Origin of the sequence: Methylorubrum aminovorans (assembly GCF_022179725.1) — a bacterium.
GTDB classification, from domain to species: Bacteria; Pseudomonadota; Alphaproteobacteria; order Rhizobiales; family Beijerinckiaceae; genus Methylobacterium; species Methylobacterium aminovorans.
Window position 1 is genome coordinate 359,687 of sequence record NZ_BPRC01000001.1, and the last position, 15,325, is coordinate 375,011.

The 15,325-nt window shown below is 66.8% G+C and carries 15 protein-coding genes; 11 read left to right on the forward strand and 4 right to left on the reverse strand.

All coding sequences use genetic code 11. The features are described 5' to 3' along the window. The first annotated feature begins 25 nt into the window (after positions 1-25). From hisA to coaA, 4 genes are all read left to right on the forward strand, one after another. The gene (gene hisA / locus MFF24_RS01465) at positions 26-781 is read left to right on the forward strand and encodes a 1-(5-phosphoribosyl)-5-[(5-phosphoribosylamino)methylideneamino]imidazole-4-carboxamide isomerase (protein WP_238221833.1); all 756 of its coding nucleotides are present in this window, start codon (positions 26-28) and stop codon (positions 779-781) included. 47 nt (positions 782-828) lie between these two features. Next, positions 829-1,605: an imidazole glycerol phosphate synthase subunit HisF gene (gene hisF / locus MFF24_RS01470; RefSeq protein ID WP_108940461.1), complete on the forward strand. Its 777-nt coding sequence runs from the start codon at positions 829-831 to the stop codon at positions 1,603-1,605. 120 nt (positions 1,606-1,725) lie between these two features. Continuing rightward, positions 1,726-2,049, forward strand: a complete 324-nt coding sequence (locus MFF24_RS01475; protein ID WP_108940462.1) for a phosphoribosyl-ATP diphosphatase — start codon at positions 1,726-1,728, stop codon at positions 2,047-2,049. Further along, complete coding sequence (coaA, locus tag MFF24_RS01480; protein WP_133088653.1) at positions 2,046-3,059, forward strand: type I pantothenate kinase; 1,014 nt, start codon at positions 2,046-2,048, stop codon at positions 3,057-3,059. The genes MFF24_RS01475 and coaA overlap by 4 nt, the downstream gene beginning before the upstream one ends. 34 nt (positions 3,060-3,093) lie before the next feature. Here coaA and MFF24_RS01485 read toward each other — a convergent pair whose 3' ends face one another. Beyond that, positions 3,094-3,744: a cysteine hydrolase family protein gene (locus tag MFF24_RS01485; protein WP_238221834.1), complete on the reverse strand. Its 651-nt coding sequence runs from the start codon at positions 3,742-3,744 to the stop codon at positions 3,094-3,096. An 89-nt stretch (positions 3,745-3,833) separates the two neighbouring features. Here MFF24_RS01485 and MFF24_RS01490 point away from each other — a divergent pair, with 89 nt between their 5' ends. From MFF24_RS01490 to MFF24_RS01500, 3 genes are all read left to right on the forward strand, one after another. Then, complete coding sequence (locus MFF24_RS01490; protein WP_238221835.1) at positions 3,834-4,703, forward strand: LysR family transcriptional regulator; 870 nt, start codon at positions 3,834-3,836, stop codon at positions 4,701-4,703. A 257-nt stretch (positions 4,704-4,960) separates the two neighbouring features. Further along, the gene (locus MFF24_RS01495; protein ID WP_238221836.1) at positions 4,961-6,094 is read left to right on the forward strand and encodes a transglycosylase SLT domain-containing protein; all 1,134 of its coding nucleotides are present in this window, start codon (positions 4,961-4,963) and stop codon (positions 6,092-6,094) included. Positions 6,095-6,328: 234 nt separating this feature from the next. Continuing rightward, positions 6,329-6,850, forward strand: a complete 522-nt coding sequence (locus MFF24_RS01500; protein ID WP_238221837.1) for a response regulator — start codon at positions 6,329-6,331, stop codon at positions 6,848-6,850. A gap of 83 nt (positions 6,851-6,933) precedes the next feature. Here MFF24_RS01500 and MFF24_RS01505 read toward each other — a convergent pair whose 3' ends face one another. Then, a complete protein-coding gene (locus MFF24_RS01505; protein WP_238221839.1) occupies positions 6,934-7,440 on the reverse strand; it encodes a hypothetical protein in 507 nt (168 codons plus the stop codon). Between the two features lie 463 nt (positions 7,441-7,903). On the opposite strand from MFF24_RS01505, the gene MFF24_RS01510 reads away from it, so the two are divergent. Then, the gene (locus MFF24_RS01510; protein WP_108940468.1) at positions 7,904-8,584 is read left to right on the forward strand and encodes a L,D-transpeptidase; all 681 of its coding nucleotides are present in this window, start codon (positions 7,904-7,906) and stop codon (positions 8,582-8,584) included. A 114-nt stretch (positions 8,585-8,698) separates the two neighbouring features. Here the strand turns inward: MFF24_RS01510 and MFF24_RS01515 are convergent, their stop codons facing one another. Both MFF24_RS01515 and MFF24_RS01520 read right to left on the reverse strand, forming a co-directional pair. Then, a complete protein-coding gene (locus MFF24_RS01515) occupies positions 8,699-9,016 on the reverse strand; it encodes a hypothetical protein (protein WP_238221841.1) in 318 nt (105 codons plus the stop codon). Positions 9,017-9,209: 193 nt separating this feature from the next. Continuing rightward, positions 9,210-9,686 (reverse strand): phasin, encoded by a 477-nt coding sequence (locus MFF24_RS01520; protein WP_108940469.1) that lies wholly within the window; start codon positions 9,684-9,686, stop codon positions 9,210-9,212. Positions 9,687-9,927: 241 nt separating this feature from the next. Here MFF24_RS01520 and MFF24_RS01525 point away from each other — a divergent pair, with 241 nt between their 5' ends. The 3 genes from MFF24_RS01525 (at position 9,928) to MFF24_RS01535 (ending at position 15,325) form a co-directional block, all read left to right on the forward strand. Continuing rightward, complete coding sequence (locus MFF24_RS01525; protein WP_238221847.1) at positions 9,928-12,489, forward strand: PAS domain-containing sensor histidine kinase; 2,562 nt, start codon at positions 9,928-9,930, stop codon at positions 12,487-12,489. A 271-nt stretch (positions 12,490-12,760) separates the two neighbouring features. Beyond that, positions 12,761-14,710 (forward strand): acetate--CoA ligase, encoded by a 1,950-nt coding sequence (acs, locus tag MFF24_RS01530; RefSeq protein ID WP_238221848.1) that lies wholly within the window; start codon positions 12,761-12,763, stop codon positions 14,708-14,710. A 228-nt stretch (positions 14,711-14,938) separates the two neighbouring features. Further along, positions 14,939-15,325 carry a DUF485 domain-containing protein gene (locus MFF24_RS01535; RefSeq protein WP_108940472.1) on the forward strand — a complete coding sequence of 129 codons (387 nt, stop codon included), beginning with the start codon at positions 14,939-14,941 and terminating at the stop codon, positions 15,323-15,325.

Below are 15,325 nucleotides of genomic sequence, written 5' to 3' on the forward strand. Positions count from 1 at the left end.
ACACACCGACCCGGCGAGTCCACGCGTGATCCTGTATCCGGCCATCGACCTCAAGGAAGGGCGCTGCGTCCGCCTCGTTCAGGGCGACATGGCCCAGGCCAAGGTCTTCAACGACGATCCCGCGGCCCAGGCCGAAGCCTTCGAGATGCAGGGCTTCTCCTGGCTTCACGTTGTTGATCTCGATGGCGCCTTCGCCGGCGCGCCGCGCAACGCGGCCGCCGTGGATGCGATCCTGGCCCGCGTGAAACTGCCGGTCCAGCTCGGCGGCGGCGTGCGCGAGATGCGCACCCTCGAAGGCTGGCTTGAGAAGGGCGTGCGACGCGTCATCATCGGCACCGCAGCGGTGCGCGACCCCGCCTTTGTGCGCGAGGCGGCCCGCCGCCATCCGGGGCGCATCGCCGTCGGCATCGATGCCAAGGACGGGCGCGTCGCGGTCGAGGGCTGGGCACAGACCTCCAGCATGACGGCGGAGGAACTCGGACGGCGCTTCGAGGATGCGGGCGTGGCCGCCATCATCTACACTGACATCGCTCGCGACGGCATCCTGAAGGGCCTCAACATCGAGATGACGCTGGCGCTCGCCTCGGCTGTGAGCATTCCCGTGATCGCCTCGGGAGGCCTCGCCTCGATGGCCGATGTCGAGCGGCTGCTGGAGCCCGATTGCGCCGTGCTCGCCGGCGCCATCACCGGCCGCGCGCTCTACGACGGGCGCATCGATCCGAAAGAGGCGCTGGCCGCCATCGCCCGCGCCGCGGTAAGCGACAAGGGAAGCGCCGCGTGATCGCGGCACTTCGACCGCCGGCCCCGTCAGCCTGAAGGCTACTGAGCGTGCTCAAGACCCGCATCATCCCCTGCCTCGACGTGAAGGACGGGCGCGTCGTGAAGGGCGTGCAGTTCCTCGAACTGCGCGATGCCGGCGATCCTGTGGAGTCGGCCAAGGCCTATGACGCCGCCGGAGCCGATGAGCTGTGCTTTCTCGACATCACCGCGAGCCACGAGGACCGCGGCACGCTGCTCGACGTAGTGAGCCGCACGGCGGAGGCCTGCTTCATGCCGCTCACCGTCGGGGGCGGGGTGCGTACGGTCTCCGACGTCCGCACACTCCTGCTCGCAGGCGCCGATAAGGTCGGCATCAACACGGCCGCCGTGAAGAATCCCGACTTCGTCGCTGAGGCGGCGGAGAAGTTCGGCGACCAGTGCATCGTTGTGGCGATCGACGCCAAGCGCGTCTCCGCGCCCGGTGAGGCCGCGCGCTGGGAGATCTTCACCCATGGCGGGCGAAACCCCACCGGCATCGACGCCGTCGATTTTGCCCGCAGGGTGTCCGAGCGGGGGGCGGGCGAGCTCCTCGTCACCTCCATGGACAAGGACGGTACCCGCTCCGGCTACGATCTCGCGCTCACCCGCGCCATCGCCGACGCGGTCAAAGTGCCGGTGATCGCCTCGGGCGGTGTCGGCGGGCTCGACGACCTCGTGGCCGGCGTCCGTGACGGGGGCGCCAGCGCTGTGCTGGCCGCTTCGATCTTTCATTTCGGGGAAGCCACCGTTGGCGAGGCCAAGCGCCACATGGCCGCCGCGGGTCTTGCGATGCGTCTCGATCCGTAACGGGTATCCGCTGCGCCGATGCGCGCGCCCCTTGACCGGGGCGCTTGCCCTGCGCAGGGTCCGCAGAGCCGGTATCCGATCATGCGATGCCGCATGGTACGGGTTCCGCTTGCGCGTATTATGACGAAGTTCAGTCTCGAAGACCTCGCCGCCCTCGTGGATAGCCGGGCCGGCGCGCCTCCCGAAAGTTCCTACACGGCCAAGCTTCTCTCGGAGGGGCCGGCCAAGGCCGCCAAGAAGCTCGGCGAGGAGGCGGTCGAGGCCGCCATTGCCGCCGTGCAGGGCGATCGCAAGGCGATCGTCGCCGAGGCGGCGGACGTGCTCTACCACCTCGTCGTGACGCTGAAGGCGACCGGCGTGCCGCTCGATGAGGTCATGACGGAGCTTGGACGGCGCACGGCCCAGAGCGGGCTCGCCGAGAAGGCGGCGCGGAGGCATACATGATTGGCGCCCCGATCCCGTCGGCCGGGATCGAACCGGAAGAGCGCCAGAATCCGGTGACCGGTCAGGGTCCGGGACGCCTCTCGCCCTATCGGATCTTCGCCCGCGAGGAATGGGCGCAACTGCGCGCCGACACCCCGCTGACACTGACCGCCGAGGATATCGGCCGGCTGCAATCGCTCAACGACCCGATCTCCATCGAGGAGGTCGTCGCGATCTACCTGCCCCTCTCGCGCCTGCTCTCGCTCTACGTCGCGGCGACCCAAGGTCTGTTCAAGGCGACGCAGCGCTTCCTGCTCGCCGAGCATGAAGCCAAGGTGCCGTACATCATCGGCCTTGCCGGCTCGGTGGCGGTCGGAAAATCGACCACGGCACGGGTGCTGAAGGCCCTGCTCGCCCGCTGGCCCAATACCCCGAAGGTCGATCTCATCACGACCGACGGCTTCCTCCACCCCAACGCCGAATTGCAGCGCATGGGCGCGATGGAGCGAAAAGGATTTCCCGAGAGCTACGACAGCGCGGCCCTGCTGCGCTTCCTCGCCGACATCAAGGCCGGCCACAGGCGGGTGTCGGCTCCGGTCTATTCCCACCTCGTCTACGACGTGGTGCCCGGCGAGGAGCAGGTGATCGAATCACCCGACATCCTGATCGTCGAGGGCCTGAACGTCCTCCAGCCGGCCCGCCTGCCGCGGGACGGCACGGCCATCCCCTTCGTCTCCGATTTCTTCGACTTCTCGATCTATCTCGACGGGCACGAGGACGACCTGCACCGCTGGTACGTCAACCGCTTCCTTCGGCTGCGCCAGACCGCGTTCCGCGACCCGCTCTCCTACTTCCGCAAATACGCCGAAGTGGCCGAGAGCGAGGCCCTGGAGATCGCCGATCGCCTCTGGACGACGATCAACTTGCCGAACCTGCGCGACAACATCCTGCCGACCCGCCAGCGGGCGAGCCTGATCCTGGCCAAGGGACCGAGCCACCGCATCGAGAGCGTGGCGCTGCGGCGATTGTGAGCTGACACGCGAGCACCGTTTGGTGAGCGAGCGGCTAACGGCCGATAAGCCGCTCGCTGGCGATGATCCATCCGAACCGATCCGCCATGGCAGCGAGGGCATTCCGCTTGACCTCGTCGGCGTCAAGCGTTCCGCCTCCGGGCATCTTCAGATCGCGCGTCGCCGTCGCGTCGGCGACGACGAAGCTCGTATAGGCATGATCCAGCGCGGCGCGTGCCGTGGCCTCCACGCACATATGGGTCATGAAGCCCGTCAGGATCAGGGACGTGCGCCCCTCCCGCCGCAGAACGGCGTCGAAGTCGGTCCCGGCAAAACTGTTGGGAAGCCGCTTCACGATCACGGTCTCACCCGGAGCAGGCGCCAGTTCCGGGACGAAGTCGGCGCCGGGCGATCCGGCGGCGAAGGCAGCCGATCCGGTCTTTGCCACGTGCTGCACGTGGATGACGGGAACGCTACGGGCCCGCGCCCATTCCCGCAGCTTGACGATGTGCGCAACCGCCGGCTCGAAGGCCGTGAGCGGAAGCACACCGGACCGGTATTCCTGCTGCGCGTCGATGATGACGAGCGCAGCCCGTTCCGGGACGAGCGGGGGCGGCTCGACGCCTGCGATCTCGAGCAGGGTGCGCGGAATGGCGAGCGAGGTGGAAGCGGCGAGGATGGCAGCGGCGACGAGCAGTTTCGGCATCGGACTCTCTCTGTGCCGACAGCCTTACCGGCTGGCTCGAATCACAAAAATGCGCAACTTCAAACAAGTGCTGTGCAGATTTGAGCATCATGACCGAGTCCGCGATCGATTGGGATGACCTTCGTATCCTTCACGTCACCGCCACCGAAGGCTCGATGCTGGCAGCGGCGCGCCGGCTCGGGATCAGTCATGCGACGGTGAGCCGTCGCCTGGCTCGGCTCGAACAGGGCCTGGGTTTGCGATTGCTCAACCGGATGGCGACTGGAATCGTCCTCACCCCGGACGGGCAGGAATTGGGTCGCCTGACCGCGCGCATGGCCGAGGATGCGCTCGCGCTGCTGCGACAGGCAAAGGGACGGTCGCTGCGATTGTCCGGTGATGTCGTCATCGCCGTCACACCGGGGCTCGCCGGCGAGATCGTCACAGCGCTCGCCCCGGTCAGCCTGGAGCATCCAGGCATTGTCCTGTCCGTCGTGAGCGCGATCTCACTCGCCTCCCTCGACCGTCTGGAGGCCGACCTCGCGATCCGGCTGACGCGGCCCGAGGAAACCTCTCACACGCGCAGGCGCCTCGGAACGATGCACTTCGCCTTGTGCGCCGCGAGGGGGTACGATTTCAGCGCCAAAGCCGGCCGGTTCATCGGCTACTCACAACGCTTCGACGGACTGGCACAGCAACGTTGGCTGATCGAACAGGCCGGCAGCGAAGGGCTGGCCCTTCGCATCGACGACATCGAGGTGCAGCGGAAAGCAGCGCTTGCCGGCCTCGGGATCGCATTGCTTCCCGAATTCATGGTCACGGATGATGAACTCGTGCGCGTGCCGTTCGACGGCCCGCTCCCGACTCGCGAGATCTGGCTCGCGCAGCACCGCGACACGCGCAAAGCTCCCGCTGTCAGGCTCGTCGCGAAGCGCCTGACCGAAGCCTTCGAACGCGACGCCCGGTTCTCTCAGGCGTGATCTCCGTCGGACTGCCCGACCGAGAGGGGCTGACCCGAAGCGATCAAGCGGAAGCGGTCTGACGGAGGGTCAACGACCCGGAAAGTGGTCCCCGTGGAAAACACCGGGGATAACCCGCCAAACGGCTCAGCTTGCCCGCAAATTGCCCCGGCTTGCCCTGGGGATGCCACAACCTCGGCCGTGTTTGCGCCACATCCGGCGGCGAAGTGTTGCCCATACGCCGCTGGCGCCATCACGAAGAGTGAGCGACGACAACGATGCAGGGCCGTACGATCGGATCGCCGCGTACTACCTCGATGCCTCGCAAGAGCGGGCGCTCCATCCCGTCCTCCGACGTCATCACCCTCAATACCCGGACGGGACGCGATCACGGCAGCCGCACGGCGCTGGTCCGCTCCATCCTCTCCATGACCCTGCTTGCCGGCGGATTGAGCGCGGTTCTGCTCAATGCCGGCACCGATCTCGGTCGCGCCGAGGCGTCGACCAAGGTCTCCGATCTGTCGATGCCGAAGCCGCGCCTTCAGATGGTGGCGCCGGAAAGCCCGGTCCCGTCGGTGCTGGCCGCGTCGGCGAGCTTCCACCCCGTCGGCGACCTCGACACCGAACTCGGTGCCAACACGGTCGACCGCGTCTCCTACGACTTCCTGCTCTCCCAGACCTCGAGCGGCGACCCGAACGACATTCTCGAATTCGGCCCGATGAAGATCCGCCGCCATCTCGTGCAGACGATCGTCAAGGCGGCGCAGGCGGTCCAGACCGATCCGGTTCTGCTCATGGCGGTGGCCGACAAGGAATCGAGCTTCATCACTGCGGTCCAGGCCAAGACCTCGTCGGCGACCGGACTGTTCCAATTCATCGAGCGCACTTGGCTCGGCGTCATGCGCGATTTCGGACCCAAATACGGGTACGAGAAGGACGCCGCCCTGATCGTGCCGGACGCCAACGACAGGCCGTCGGTTCAGGATCAATCCGAGCGCAGCCGAATCCTCGATCTGCGGCGCGATCCCTATCTTTCAGCCGTGATGGCCGGCGAGATGCTCAAGCGCGATGCTGCCCGCATCGCCCTGAAGATCGGCCGCGAACTCTCGCTTGGCGAAGTCTACCTCGCTCACTTCCTCGGCCCCGACGACGCGGAGAACTTCCTCTCACAGGTGGTCGACAAGCCGACGGCCGCCGCCGCGGCCCTGTTGCCGGGCCCGGCGCGCGCCAATCGCTCGATCTTCTTCGCCGGCACCACCGGACGCGGCCGTCACCGCAAGCCCGCGAGCCTCTCGGTTGCCCAGGTGCATCAGAAGTTCGAGGCCATGATGAGCACCCGCGGCGATCGCTATCGCGACGTGCGCAGCGTGGCCGGCCTCGTCACCCTCGCCGATGCCGAGGCGGTTCAGTAAAGGCGTTGGCCGCGGCTGCCTGCCGCGCGGCGGGCCTGCGTCGGTGAAAATCTCCCTTCGACGCAACTGAGCGGCACCTGCCCGCTTTGTTGTTCTGTGCGGCGCCTCGGGCTTTCGCGTTCCGTGAGAGCTCACCCGCCGCCCGGACGCACGAGAGAGGATCGTTTCGCCTTGAACGACTCGTTTCGAGACCGATCGCATCGAGGCTTCTCGGATGATCCTCTTCTGCCGGGGATGAAACTCGACCAGATCGGGCAGGCCCTCGCCTCCTGCTACGACAACCTCGTCGCGGAGGGTCTCCCCGATCATCTCGCAGCCCTGGTTCGGCGTGTCGATCTTGCCGAACGGTCCCGGTCCGGCAAAGCCGAACGTCCGGACGCGCCCATCGCTGTCGTGGTCGAGGACGAGCGCGATACCCGCGAACTGGCAGAGAGCGTGCTGGAAGAGACCGAGATGCGGGTGATCGGCTGCGACAGCGCCGAGAATGCCTTGGGGATCTTGCGCGAGAGGGGGGGCGAGGTGGCCCTGGTCTTCGCCGATATCCGCCTCGCCGGCGCCATGGACGGGCTTCAACTCGCCCGCGCCATCGCGACCCTCTGGCCGCGCACCCGGCTGGTCGTGACGTCCGGCGTCGAGCCGGAGCCCGGCGTCTCGCTGCCGGAGGGGGCTGTCTTCATTCCCAAGCCGTGGCGCGCGCTCGACGTATTGGTCGAGGCCGAGCGGGCCGCGCGCGACCCTTGGCCTCCGGTGAGCTGATTGTCCCAAGTCATTCGTGCCGGATGGATCCCGGGCAGGGCCTCCGGGCCGAACCGGACGGAGTGCCCTGCGTCGGATCAATCTCAGGCCGCGACCGCCTCATGCCGACGGCGGCGGGGCAGGAAGAACAAGGCTGCTCCGATCAGGCCCAGAGCGCCCGCACCCGTGCCGACATAGACGAGTTCCCGGTCGGTCTGCTCCTGATACGCCGTATCGTCCAAGACGACGACGTTCTCACTCTCCTTCGGCGATCCGGCTTCACCCGGCATGTACTTGATCGGGAGCGTGTCGGCCGCCAAGCGATTGTCGACGATGAGCTTGTCGGCCAGCGCGTGAGAGATCGAAACCTCCTCGACCCTTCTCTTCAGGCCGCTAGCGTCGGTCCAACTGAGGTCGAGCTTATAATTTGTTCCGCTACGACGACGCTTGATCCGTGTCGCACTCTCGATCGTCGCCTCAGCCTGAACCCCCATCGCCATCACGTCCCGTCGGCGGGTGCCGTCCTGCCAGCAGGCGAGGGCCACGATCGGCCCGCCCACGGCGCAGAGAATCGTGAGCCATTTCAGCTTGCCGAGAACCCAACCCACCATGCCTTCGACCTCTTCTCAGTTTCGAAGTCATCAGGCTAGGACAAAAGGCCGAGTCGATCAAACTCGACAAGAATAGATTTGGTTCGGTCTTTATTTTATCGAGAAACGACAAGTTTCTAAGCGATGCGGTTGCCGGCGACAGCCCGACTGATCTCGGCGGGACGGCGCGGTTGATCGGCTGATCTCGGCTGCCCGATCCGCTCTGCTCGGAATGCGGCAAATCAGGACAATGCGGGCCGGATTTTGGAGCCGACACCGGCGACGCTGTCTTTCTCACAGAAGGACCCGCATCGACGCAACCGGCCCCCGAGCACAGCCCGTTCGGGAGTAACCGCTGCCGAACGGCCAAGCTCATGTGAGCCTCCGCACGGCTGAGTCGTGGAAAATCCGTAAACAGCAGGGAACCGAGCAAGCACAGTCACGCTTGTAACAGCAAAGATTACTGCACAGGTAGGCTCCTGCGATGAAGACCTTGGCATCTGTTCTCGCCGGCGTTGTCGGCGTCTGTGTACTCGCGACGAACGTCGCCAGCGCCGCTCCGTACGATCCGTTCGGTTCCGACGGCGACGACTATTACCAGGAGCAGGCTTCGCCGGGCGGCTGGCCGGTCCACGATCCCTACGCGACGCGTCGCGGTTCCAGCGCCCAGGGCTACGGGTACGGGCAGAGCTATGGCGATGACGAGGCCGCTCAGGCTCAGGTCGCCCGCATCCCCCGCGAGATCGTGGCCTACAGCACCCGCTACGCGCCGGGCACGATCGTGGTCTCGACGGCGGAGCGGCGTCTCTATTACGTGCTTCCGGGCGGACAGGCGGTCCGCTACGGCGTTGGCGTCGGCCGCCCCGGCTTTACGTGGAGCGGCGTGAACAAGATCACGGCCAAGCGTGAGTGGCCGAGCTGGACGCCGCCGGCTGCCATGCTGGCGCGCCGCCCCGACCTGCCGCGCTACATGGCCGGCGGCATCGAGAACCCGCTCGGCGCCCGTGCGATGTATATCGGCCGCTCCGAGTACCGCATCCACGGCTCCAACGAGCCGGATACGATCGGTCAGGCGGTGTCCTCGGGCTGCATCCGCATGACCAACGAGGACGTGACCGATCTCTATTCCCGCGTGAAGGTCGGCGCGACCGTGGTCGTCAACTGACGTCTTCATCGACCGAGGCATGGGAAAAGGGCTGCGGCGGAGACATCCGCCGCAGCCCTTCTTGCATCTCGATACCCTGCCGCCGGTCCTTTTCGAAGAACGCGCGGGGTGCGGCTACGGCGCAACCCGGCCGACGGCCGTCTGCGGGCCGTTCATGAAGGAGACCGGCATGTCGCAGAAGCAGCGGGCGCCGAGCGGGCGCGGTCCCGGTAGGGGGCAGGAGAAAGGCTGTAGGCCGGTGATACCGGACTGGACGGCATCGCAATTCAGGCCCATGGCCCGGCGCGGCGGGCCGCCCCAGTCCCGATGCGCACGGGCGCGCGGAGGCGGCGCATCGTAGCCGTCGTCGTAGTACTGCGCGTGTGCAGGCGCGAGGCTTCCGGCCGCGAGGGCGATCAAGGCCGCAAAGCCGAGGGTGCGAACGGAACGCATCGTGTCCATAACCTCCTGTGGGCCGCCCACTCGGAGCCGGCAAGAGGGGGAGCCTTGCTTCGCCTGGGCGGCGGAAAAGAGGCGAAACGGGTCGCGCCGCGAGGAAACTGGGGCCCGATGCAGGAACGGCCCACTCCGTCGGGAGTGGGCCGTCGATCGTATGGAAGGGCCGGATAGAAGCCCGGCAGGCGCGTTACGACGTTGCCTTCTGCGCGTCGTTGGCGTTCTCGCGAGCGGTCTCGACGCCCTGCTCGTAGGCCTGACGGGCCTCGGCGGCACCCTGCTGCATCGCGCTCTTGGCGTTCTCGGCGCTCTGCTGAAACGCGCTCTGGGCGAGGCCGCCGAACTCCTTGGCCTGCGCCTGGATCGCGGCGAACTGCGCGCGGACGAACTCGGCCTGATGCTGCATCGCCTCTTGGACGTCACGAGCGCGGACGAGCTTCTGAGCGAGGTCGAACGCAGCGTTGACGTTCTGCTCGGCGTACTCGAAGCCACGGGTCGAGATGTTGGTGGCGTTGCTGCGGGCGAGGTCGGTCGAGCCCTGGACCGTGTCGGCGGTCCGGCGAGCGGCGCCGATGAAAGAGTCGAACGCCTTGCGGGCCTGCTCGACGCTCTTCTCAGCGAAGTCGCGCATCTCGGTAGGGATCTCGTAATTCGGGGTGCTGCTCATGCCTGTCTCCTCTGTGTGGCATTGCACGCTCGTTGTGCGGCGCACAATGTGCAATGCACAATAGAGCGGGGGCGACACTTTTTCCACCCCCATGGGGGCGATTAAGGTTACCAGTTGATAAACGTGTGTCGGCAGGTTTCAGTGTCCACGTCCGGCGGCAGTTAAGTTACACGGGAGTTGTGTGTTCATGCCCCGATCGACCGTCGGAAGGGCTGTGAAGGGGCTTATGACCAGGGTTCGGATGTCGGACCACGCGGCGCAGGATCTGTCTCCCGAGGGCGATTCGGGTGTGCGCGCCGCTCTGGCGCGCTGGCGCGGCGACGCGTCGATGGCGCATCTTGTCCGTGAGGGTGGGCCGCTGCTGCTTCTCGATGGGGCGGCGGAGCGGATCCTCCACGCCGACGGTGCGGCGCTCCCACTGCGGGCCGCCATCGCCGATGCGAGCGGGACCATCCTTCCTGCTCTGCGCTTGGCCGCGCAGGTCGACCGCGCCGGCACCCTCGATACACGGCCCCGGATGGTCCGCCTGCGGTTCGATCCGCGGGGCGTTGCGGCGCCCGTCGTCGTTCTCGCCGCAAGGGCCGAGATCGAGCCGGGACATTCGGTTCTGCTCCTGGCTCCGATCGGGGCCCTTCCGACGCTGCGGCCGTTCGAGGCTGCGCCGGCGAAGGTCGATCCGCAGCCCCAGATCCCGAGTGCTTCCGCGGCGTCGCTCGAAGTCCCGATCCTCGAGCCGGGGGCAGAGCCGATTGCGCCAGTGGCCGAGGCGGCGGATCGTCCGGCCCGACTCGTCTGGCGCAGCGATGCCGAGGGCGTTTTGAACCATGTCTCGCGCGCCCATCCCGACTTGTCCGAAGTCCTGGTCGGCCGATCCTGGACGACACTCGCCGCCGAGGGCGTGATCGCCGGCGAACGCGACGGCGCGGCACTGATCGAGGCTCTCTCGACACGCCGGACGTTCCGCGCCCTACCGCTCGTCCTGCGTGGGCGCGCCTTCGAGCATGTCTTGGAGATCTCGGGCGCGCCCGCAGGTCGAGCGACGGGCGATTTCTCCGGTTTTTCCGGCTTCGCGATTCCCGGCGAGCGGCGTCCGCGCCCGGTCGAGGGTGGGGAGGTCGCGGGTGGGGAGCCGCTGCTCGACGATCACCAGGAGCCGGACGTCGTTCGCGAGCCGGAGGCGGATGCCAGCCTTTCAGTCAACGAGCATGCTGCCTTCCGTGAAGTTGCGCGCATCCTGGGTCTGCGGTTCGCCCCCGACGAGGTGGTTTCGGATGAGGCGCCGTCACTCGGACGCGCGGAGGCCGCGGCGGGAAGCTCGGTGATGCCGTTCCCGAAGCCGCCGGCCCGGCTCGCGGAGAACGAGGTCCGGGCCCGCGCGGCACTCGCGGAATTGCTCGAAAGCCTACCCTTGGGAGTTTTGATTTATCGCGGCAGCGAAATGCTGTTTGCCAGCCGCGCGTTTCTCGATCTCACCGGCTATCCGGACTTGCCGGCCCTGCGTCAGGTCGGACTGGCGCACCTTTTCCGCGGCCTGCCGCCAAGAGAGCGCGCGATCGTCGGACCGGTGCCCTTCGCCCGGCCCGAGGGCGGGACGGTCGCGCTCCTCATCGATCGGGCCAGCCTCGTCTGGGAGGGCGCGCCGGCCGAGATCTGCCTCGTCCGTGGGGTGCCGGACGCGTTTGCGGCCCCGTCGCCCGCCGTTCCGCCCAACGCCGCCCGGTTGCGCGCGGAGAAGGTGTTGGACAGCCTCGAGGAGGGCGTCGTCACGCTCGATGCCGAGGGCCGGGTCGTCGGCCTGAACCCGAGTGCGGCCGAACTCGTCCACGCCCATCCGAAAGAGGTCGTGGGTGGGCGGTTCGCCGACCTGTTCGCGCCCGAGAGCCTGCCGGCCCTCGAGACGGCGGTCACCGTGTCCCGCCGCGCGGGCGCGAGCGAGATCTACGGGGTCACGCCGCGGACGGGAGCGGCGGCTCTGCGGCTGCGCATCGCCCGGTTACTGGGCGAGGACGCGCCGGGCTACTGCGCCAGCCTGCGCGAGATTCGAGACGAGGAGCCGACGCCTCCGCCAGCGGTCGCGACCGAGCCTGTCCACCGGGGCGGACCGGAGATGGAAGCGGCCTGGAAGGCCAATGCACTCGCACGGGTCAGCCGCGAGATCCGCCCCTCGCTCAACGCGATCCTCAGCCTCACCGACATGATGCTCTCCGATCGCTTCGATCGGGCGGATGCCGAGCGGCTGGAGGCCTACCTGCGCGAGGTGCGTCTCTCCGGCGGACGGATCGCCGGCCTGATCGACGATCTGCGCGATCTCGCCGAAATCCAGGCCGGCCGTGGCAAGCTCACCTTCACCGATCTCGCCCTCAACGATCTCGTCTCTTCCTGCATTGCCGCGCAGCAGGCGAGGGCGGCACGGGACCGTATCGTCCTGCGAACCAGTCTCGCTCCCGATCTGCCGGTCATGAGGGCGGACGAGCGCTCGATCCGGCAAGCGGCGCTGAACGTGCTCGAGAACGCCATCCGCGTGTCCGAGGCCGGCGGCCAGGTGATCGTCTCGACCACGCTCGCTGAGCGGGGAGAGATCGCCTTGCGTGTGCGCGACACCGGCACAGGCATGACCGAGGAAGAGCTGACGAATGCCCTCGAACCGTTCCGGGCCGATGTCGGTCCCGATGGCGAAGGTGAGGAGAAGGGTTTCGGGTTGACGCTGACCAAGGCGCTCGTCGAGGCCAATCGCGGTCGCTTCCGCATCACCAGCCGCAAGGACGAGGGTACCCTCGTCGAGATGCTGTTTCCCGCTGCCTAACGGTCAAGCGCGCGGTTGATTGGCTCGAGCCCGGTCGGCTTGAAAGAACGAATTCTTGTTGAACAACAAGCCTTTCCCGGTCTTGCCGGGGTAGCCGGGCTGCCTCTGCACCATCCGCAATCAATTATCGCGCAACTAGATTGCGCAAAATTGCAGGGCTCGACTTTTTGGTGCTTGCCGGGTGTATTCAACTGCGCTTAAGAGTTTTGAGGAAGCCCCGGCTGCGCGGACCTTCGCGATACGATCGGGGACCGGCAGGGAAGAAATTAAAATGAGCGAGAAGGTCATCGACGTTCAGGATGCCTGGCGGGAGCGGGCTCTGATCGACGACGCCAAGTACAAAGAAATGTACGCGGCATCCGTCTCAGATCCTGAGTCGTTCTGGGCCGAACATGGCAAGCGGATCGATTGGTCGACGCCGTTCAGCAAGGTCAAGAACACGAGCTTTGCGCCGGACAACGTTTCGATCAAGTGGTTCGAGGACGGAAAGACCAACGTCGCGCTCAATTGCATCGACCGTCACCTGGGGACCCGCGGTGACCAGACCGCGATCATCTGGGAGGGTGACGACCCCAACGAGTCGCAGCACATCACCTACCGTCAGTTGCACGCGGAAGTGTGCCGGATGGCGAACGTTCTGCGCAATCGCGGCGTCGGCAAGGGTGACCGCGTCACGCTCTACCTGCCGATGATCCCCGAGGCCGCCTACGCGATGCTGGCCTGCGCACGGTTGGGCGCCATTCATGCTATCGTCTTCGGCGGCTTCTCGCCGGACTCGCTCGCGAGCCGAATCAAGGGCTGCGGCTCGAAGCTCGTTATCACCGCCGACGAGGGCCTGCGCGGCGGTCGCAAGGTGCCGCTCAAGGCCAATGTCGACGAGGCGATCAAGCGCCTTGATCAGGATCTCGTGGACCACGTCATCGTGGTGAAGCGCACCGGCGGCAACGTGGCGATGGAACCCGGCCGCGACGTCTACTACCACGAGGCCGCCGCGCAGGTGACCGACGAGTGCCCGGCCGAGGCCGTGGAGGCCGAGCACCCGCTCTTCATCCTCTATACCTCGGGCTCGACCGGCCAGCCGAAGGGCGTGGTGCACACCACCGGCGGCTACCTCATCTACGCCGCGATGACCCACCAGTACGTCTTCGACTACCACGACGGCGACATCTACTGGTGCACCGCTGACGTGGGCTGGGTCACCGGCCACAGCTACATCGTCTACGGCCCGCTCGCGAACGGCGCGACCACGCTGATGTTCGAGGGCATCCCGACCTATCCGTCGAACTCTCGCTTCTGGGAGGTCATCGACAAGCACAAGGTCAACATCTTCTACACCGCGCCGACCGCGATCCGCTCGCTCATGGGCGGCGGCGAGGGGCCGGTGAAAAAGACCTCGCGCGCGTCGCTGCGGGTGCTGGGCTCGGTCGGCGAGCCGATCAACCCGGAGGCCTGGGACTGGTACTACCGCGTCGTCGGCGATTCCCGCTGCTCCATCGTCGATACCTGGTGGCAGACCGAGACCGGCGGCATCCTCATCACCCCGCTGCCCGGTGCCACCAAGCTCAAGCCCGGCTCGGCGACCCGTCCTTTCTTCGGCGTGCAGCCGGTGATGGTCGATGCCGAGGGCAAGGAACTCGACGGTCCTTGCGAGGGCAACCTCTGCATCAAGGATAGTTGGCCGGGCCAGATGCGCACCGTCTACGGCGATCACGAGCGCTTCGAGCAGACCTACTTCTCGACCTACAAGAACCTCTACTTCACGGGCGACGGCGCCCGCCGCGACGCGGACGGTTATTACTGGATCACCGGGCGAGTGGACGACGTCATCAACGTCTCCGGTCACCGTATGGGCACGGCCGAGGTCGAATCCTCGCTCGTCGCGCATCCGAAGGTTTCGGAGGCCGCGGTCGTCGGCTACCCGCACAACGTGAAGGGCCAGGGCATCTACGCCTACGTCACCCTCAACGAGGGCGAGGAGGGCACGGACGAGTTGCGCAAGGAGCTCGTCACCTGGGTCCGCAAGGATATCGGCCCGATCGCTTCGCCCGACTTGATCCAGTTCGCGCCGGGCCTGCCCAAGACCCGCTCAGGCAAGATCATGCGCCGCATCCTGCGCAAGATCGCCGAGGACGATTTCGGCTCGCTCGGCGACACCTCGACGCTGGCCGAGCCGGCGGTCGTGGAGGATCTGATCGAGAACCGGCAGAACCGCTCGGCCTGAGCGGAGGACGACCGTTCCGGCCGCGGCGTGCGGCCGGAGCCGTTCCGGGCATGACTCGCAATCGGAACCGATAGGCCCGGATGCGCCGAGCCGGACGTACCCATCGGACGTTCCGGTCCCGGCTTGCAATGGGGCGAATGCCGGCGCTCTCGTTGTCATGATTGCAGAATAAGCAGCCGATCCACGGCCCGCCGCGGCGCCGGATCAGGATCGTGCGGAAGGAGATTCATGAGCACCATCAAGACCGCGGGGACGTCCGCAACGTCGGACGCTCGCGCGCTTCACGGGGCCGCACCCCCCCACATGCCCGAGCCCGATCACCGGCTCGACCGCATCGCCGAACATCCGATCTTCAAGACATTGGTTCACGAGCGCACGCGCTTCGGCTGGATTCTGACCGGCCTGATGCTCGTGGTCTATTTCGGTTTCATCGGCCTCATCGCCTTCGACAAGGCGTTGCTCGCCACCAAGGTCGGCGGAACGGCCTCGCTCGGCTTCTACATGGGCATGTTCGTCATCGTCTTCGCCTTCGTGCTGACCGGCATCTACGTCGCCCGCGCCAACACCCGCTACGACCGGCTCTCGGCCGACCTCATCCGGAGCCTCGCCAAGTGA

Bases quoted from the DNA above. Each gene is read 5' to 3' on its own strand.
- MFF24_RS01475 (WP_108940462.1), top strand. From the start codon at position 1,726: ATGACGAAGTTCAGTCTCGAAGACCTCGCCGCCCTCGTGGATAGCCGG.
- coaA (WP_133088653.1), top strand. From the start codon at position 2,046: ATGATTGGCGCCCCGATCCCGTCGGCCGGGATCGAACCGGAAGAGCGC.
- MFF24_RS01485 (WP_238221834.1), bottom strand. From the start codon at position 3,744: ATGCCGAAACTGCTCGTCGCCGCTGCCATCCTCGCCGCTTCCACCTCG.
- MFF24_RS01490 (WP_238221835.1), top strand. From the start codon at position 3,834: ATGACCGAGTCCGCGATCGATTGGGATGACCTTCGTATCCTTCACGTC.
- MFF24_RS01495 (WP_238221836.1), top strand. From the start codon at position 4,961: ATGCAGGGCCGTACGATCGGATCGCCGCGTACTACCTCGATGCCTCGC.
- MFF24_RS01500 (WP_238221837.1), top strand. From the start codon at position 6,329: ATGAAACTCGACCAGATCGGGCAGGCCCTCGCCTCCTGCTACGACAAC.
- MFF24_RS01505 (WP_238221839.1), bottom strand. From the start codon at position 7,440: ATGGTGGGTTGGGTTCTCGGCAAGCTGAAATGGCTCACGATTCTCTGC.
- MFF24_RS01510 (WP_108940468.1), top strand. From the start codon at position 7,904: ATGAAGACCTTGGCATCTGTTCTCGCCGGCGTTGTCGGCGTCTGTGTA.
- MFF24_RS01515 (WP_238221841.1), bottom strand. From the start codon at position 9,016: ATGCGTTCCGTTCGCACCCTCGGCTTTGCGGCCTTGATCGCCCTCGCG.
- MFF24_RS01520 (WP_108940469.1), bottom strand. From the start codon at position 9,686: ATGAGCAGCACCCCGAATTACGAGATCCCTACCGAGATGCGCGACTTC.
- MFF24_RS01525 (WP_238221847.1), top strand. From the start codon at position 9,928: ATGTCGGACCACGCGGCGCAGGATCTGTCTCCCGAGGGCGATTCGGGT.
- acs (WP_238221848.1), top strand. From the start codon at position 12,761: ATGAGCGAGAAGGTCATCGACGTTCAGGATGCCTGGCGGGAGCGGGCT.
- MFF24_RS01535 (WP_108940472.1), top strand. From the start codon at position 14,939: ATGAGCACCATCAAGACCGCGGGGACGTCCGCAACGTCGGACGCTCGC.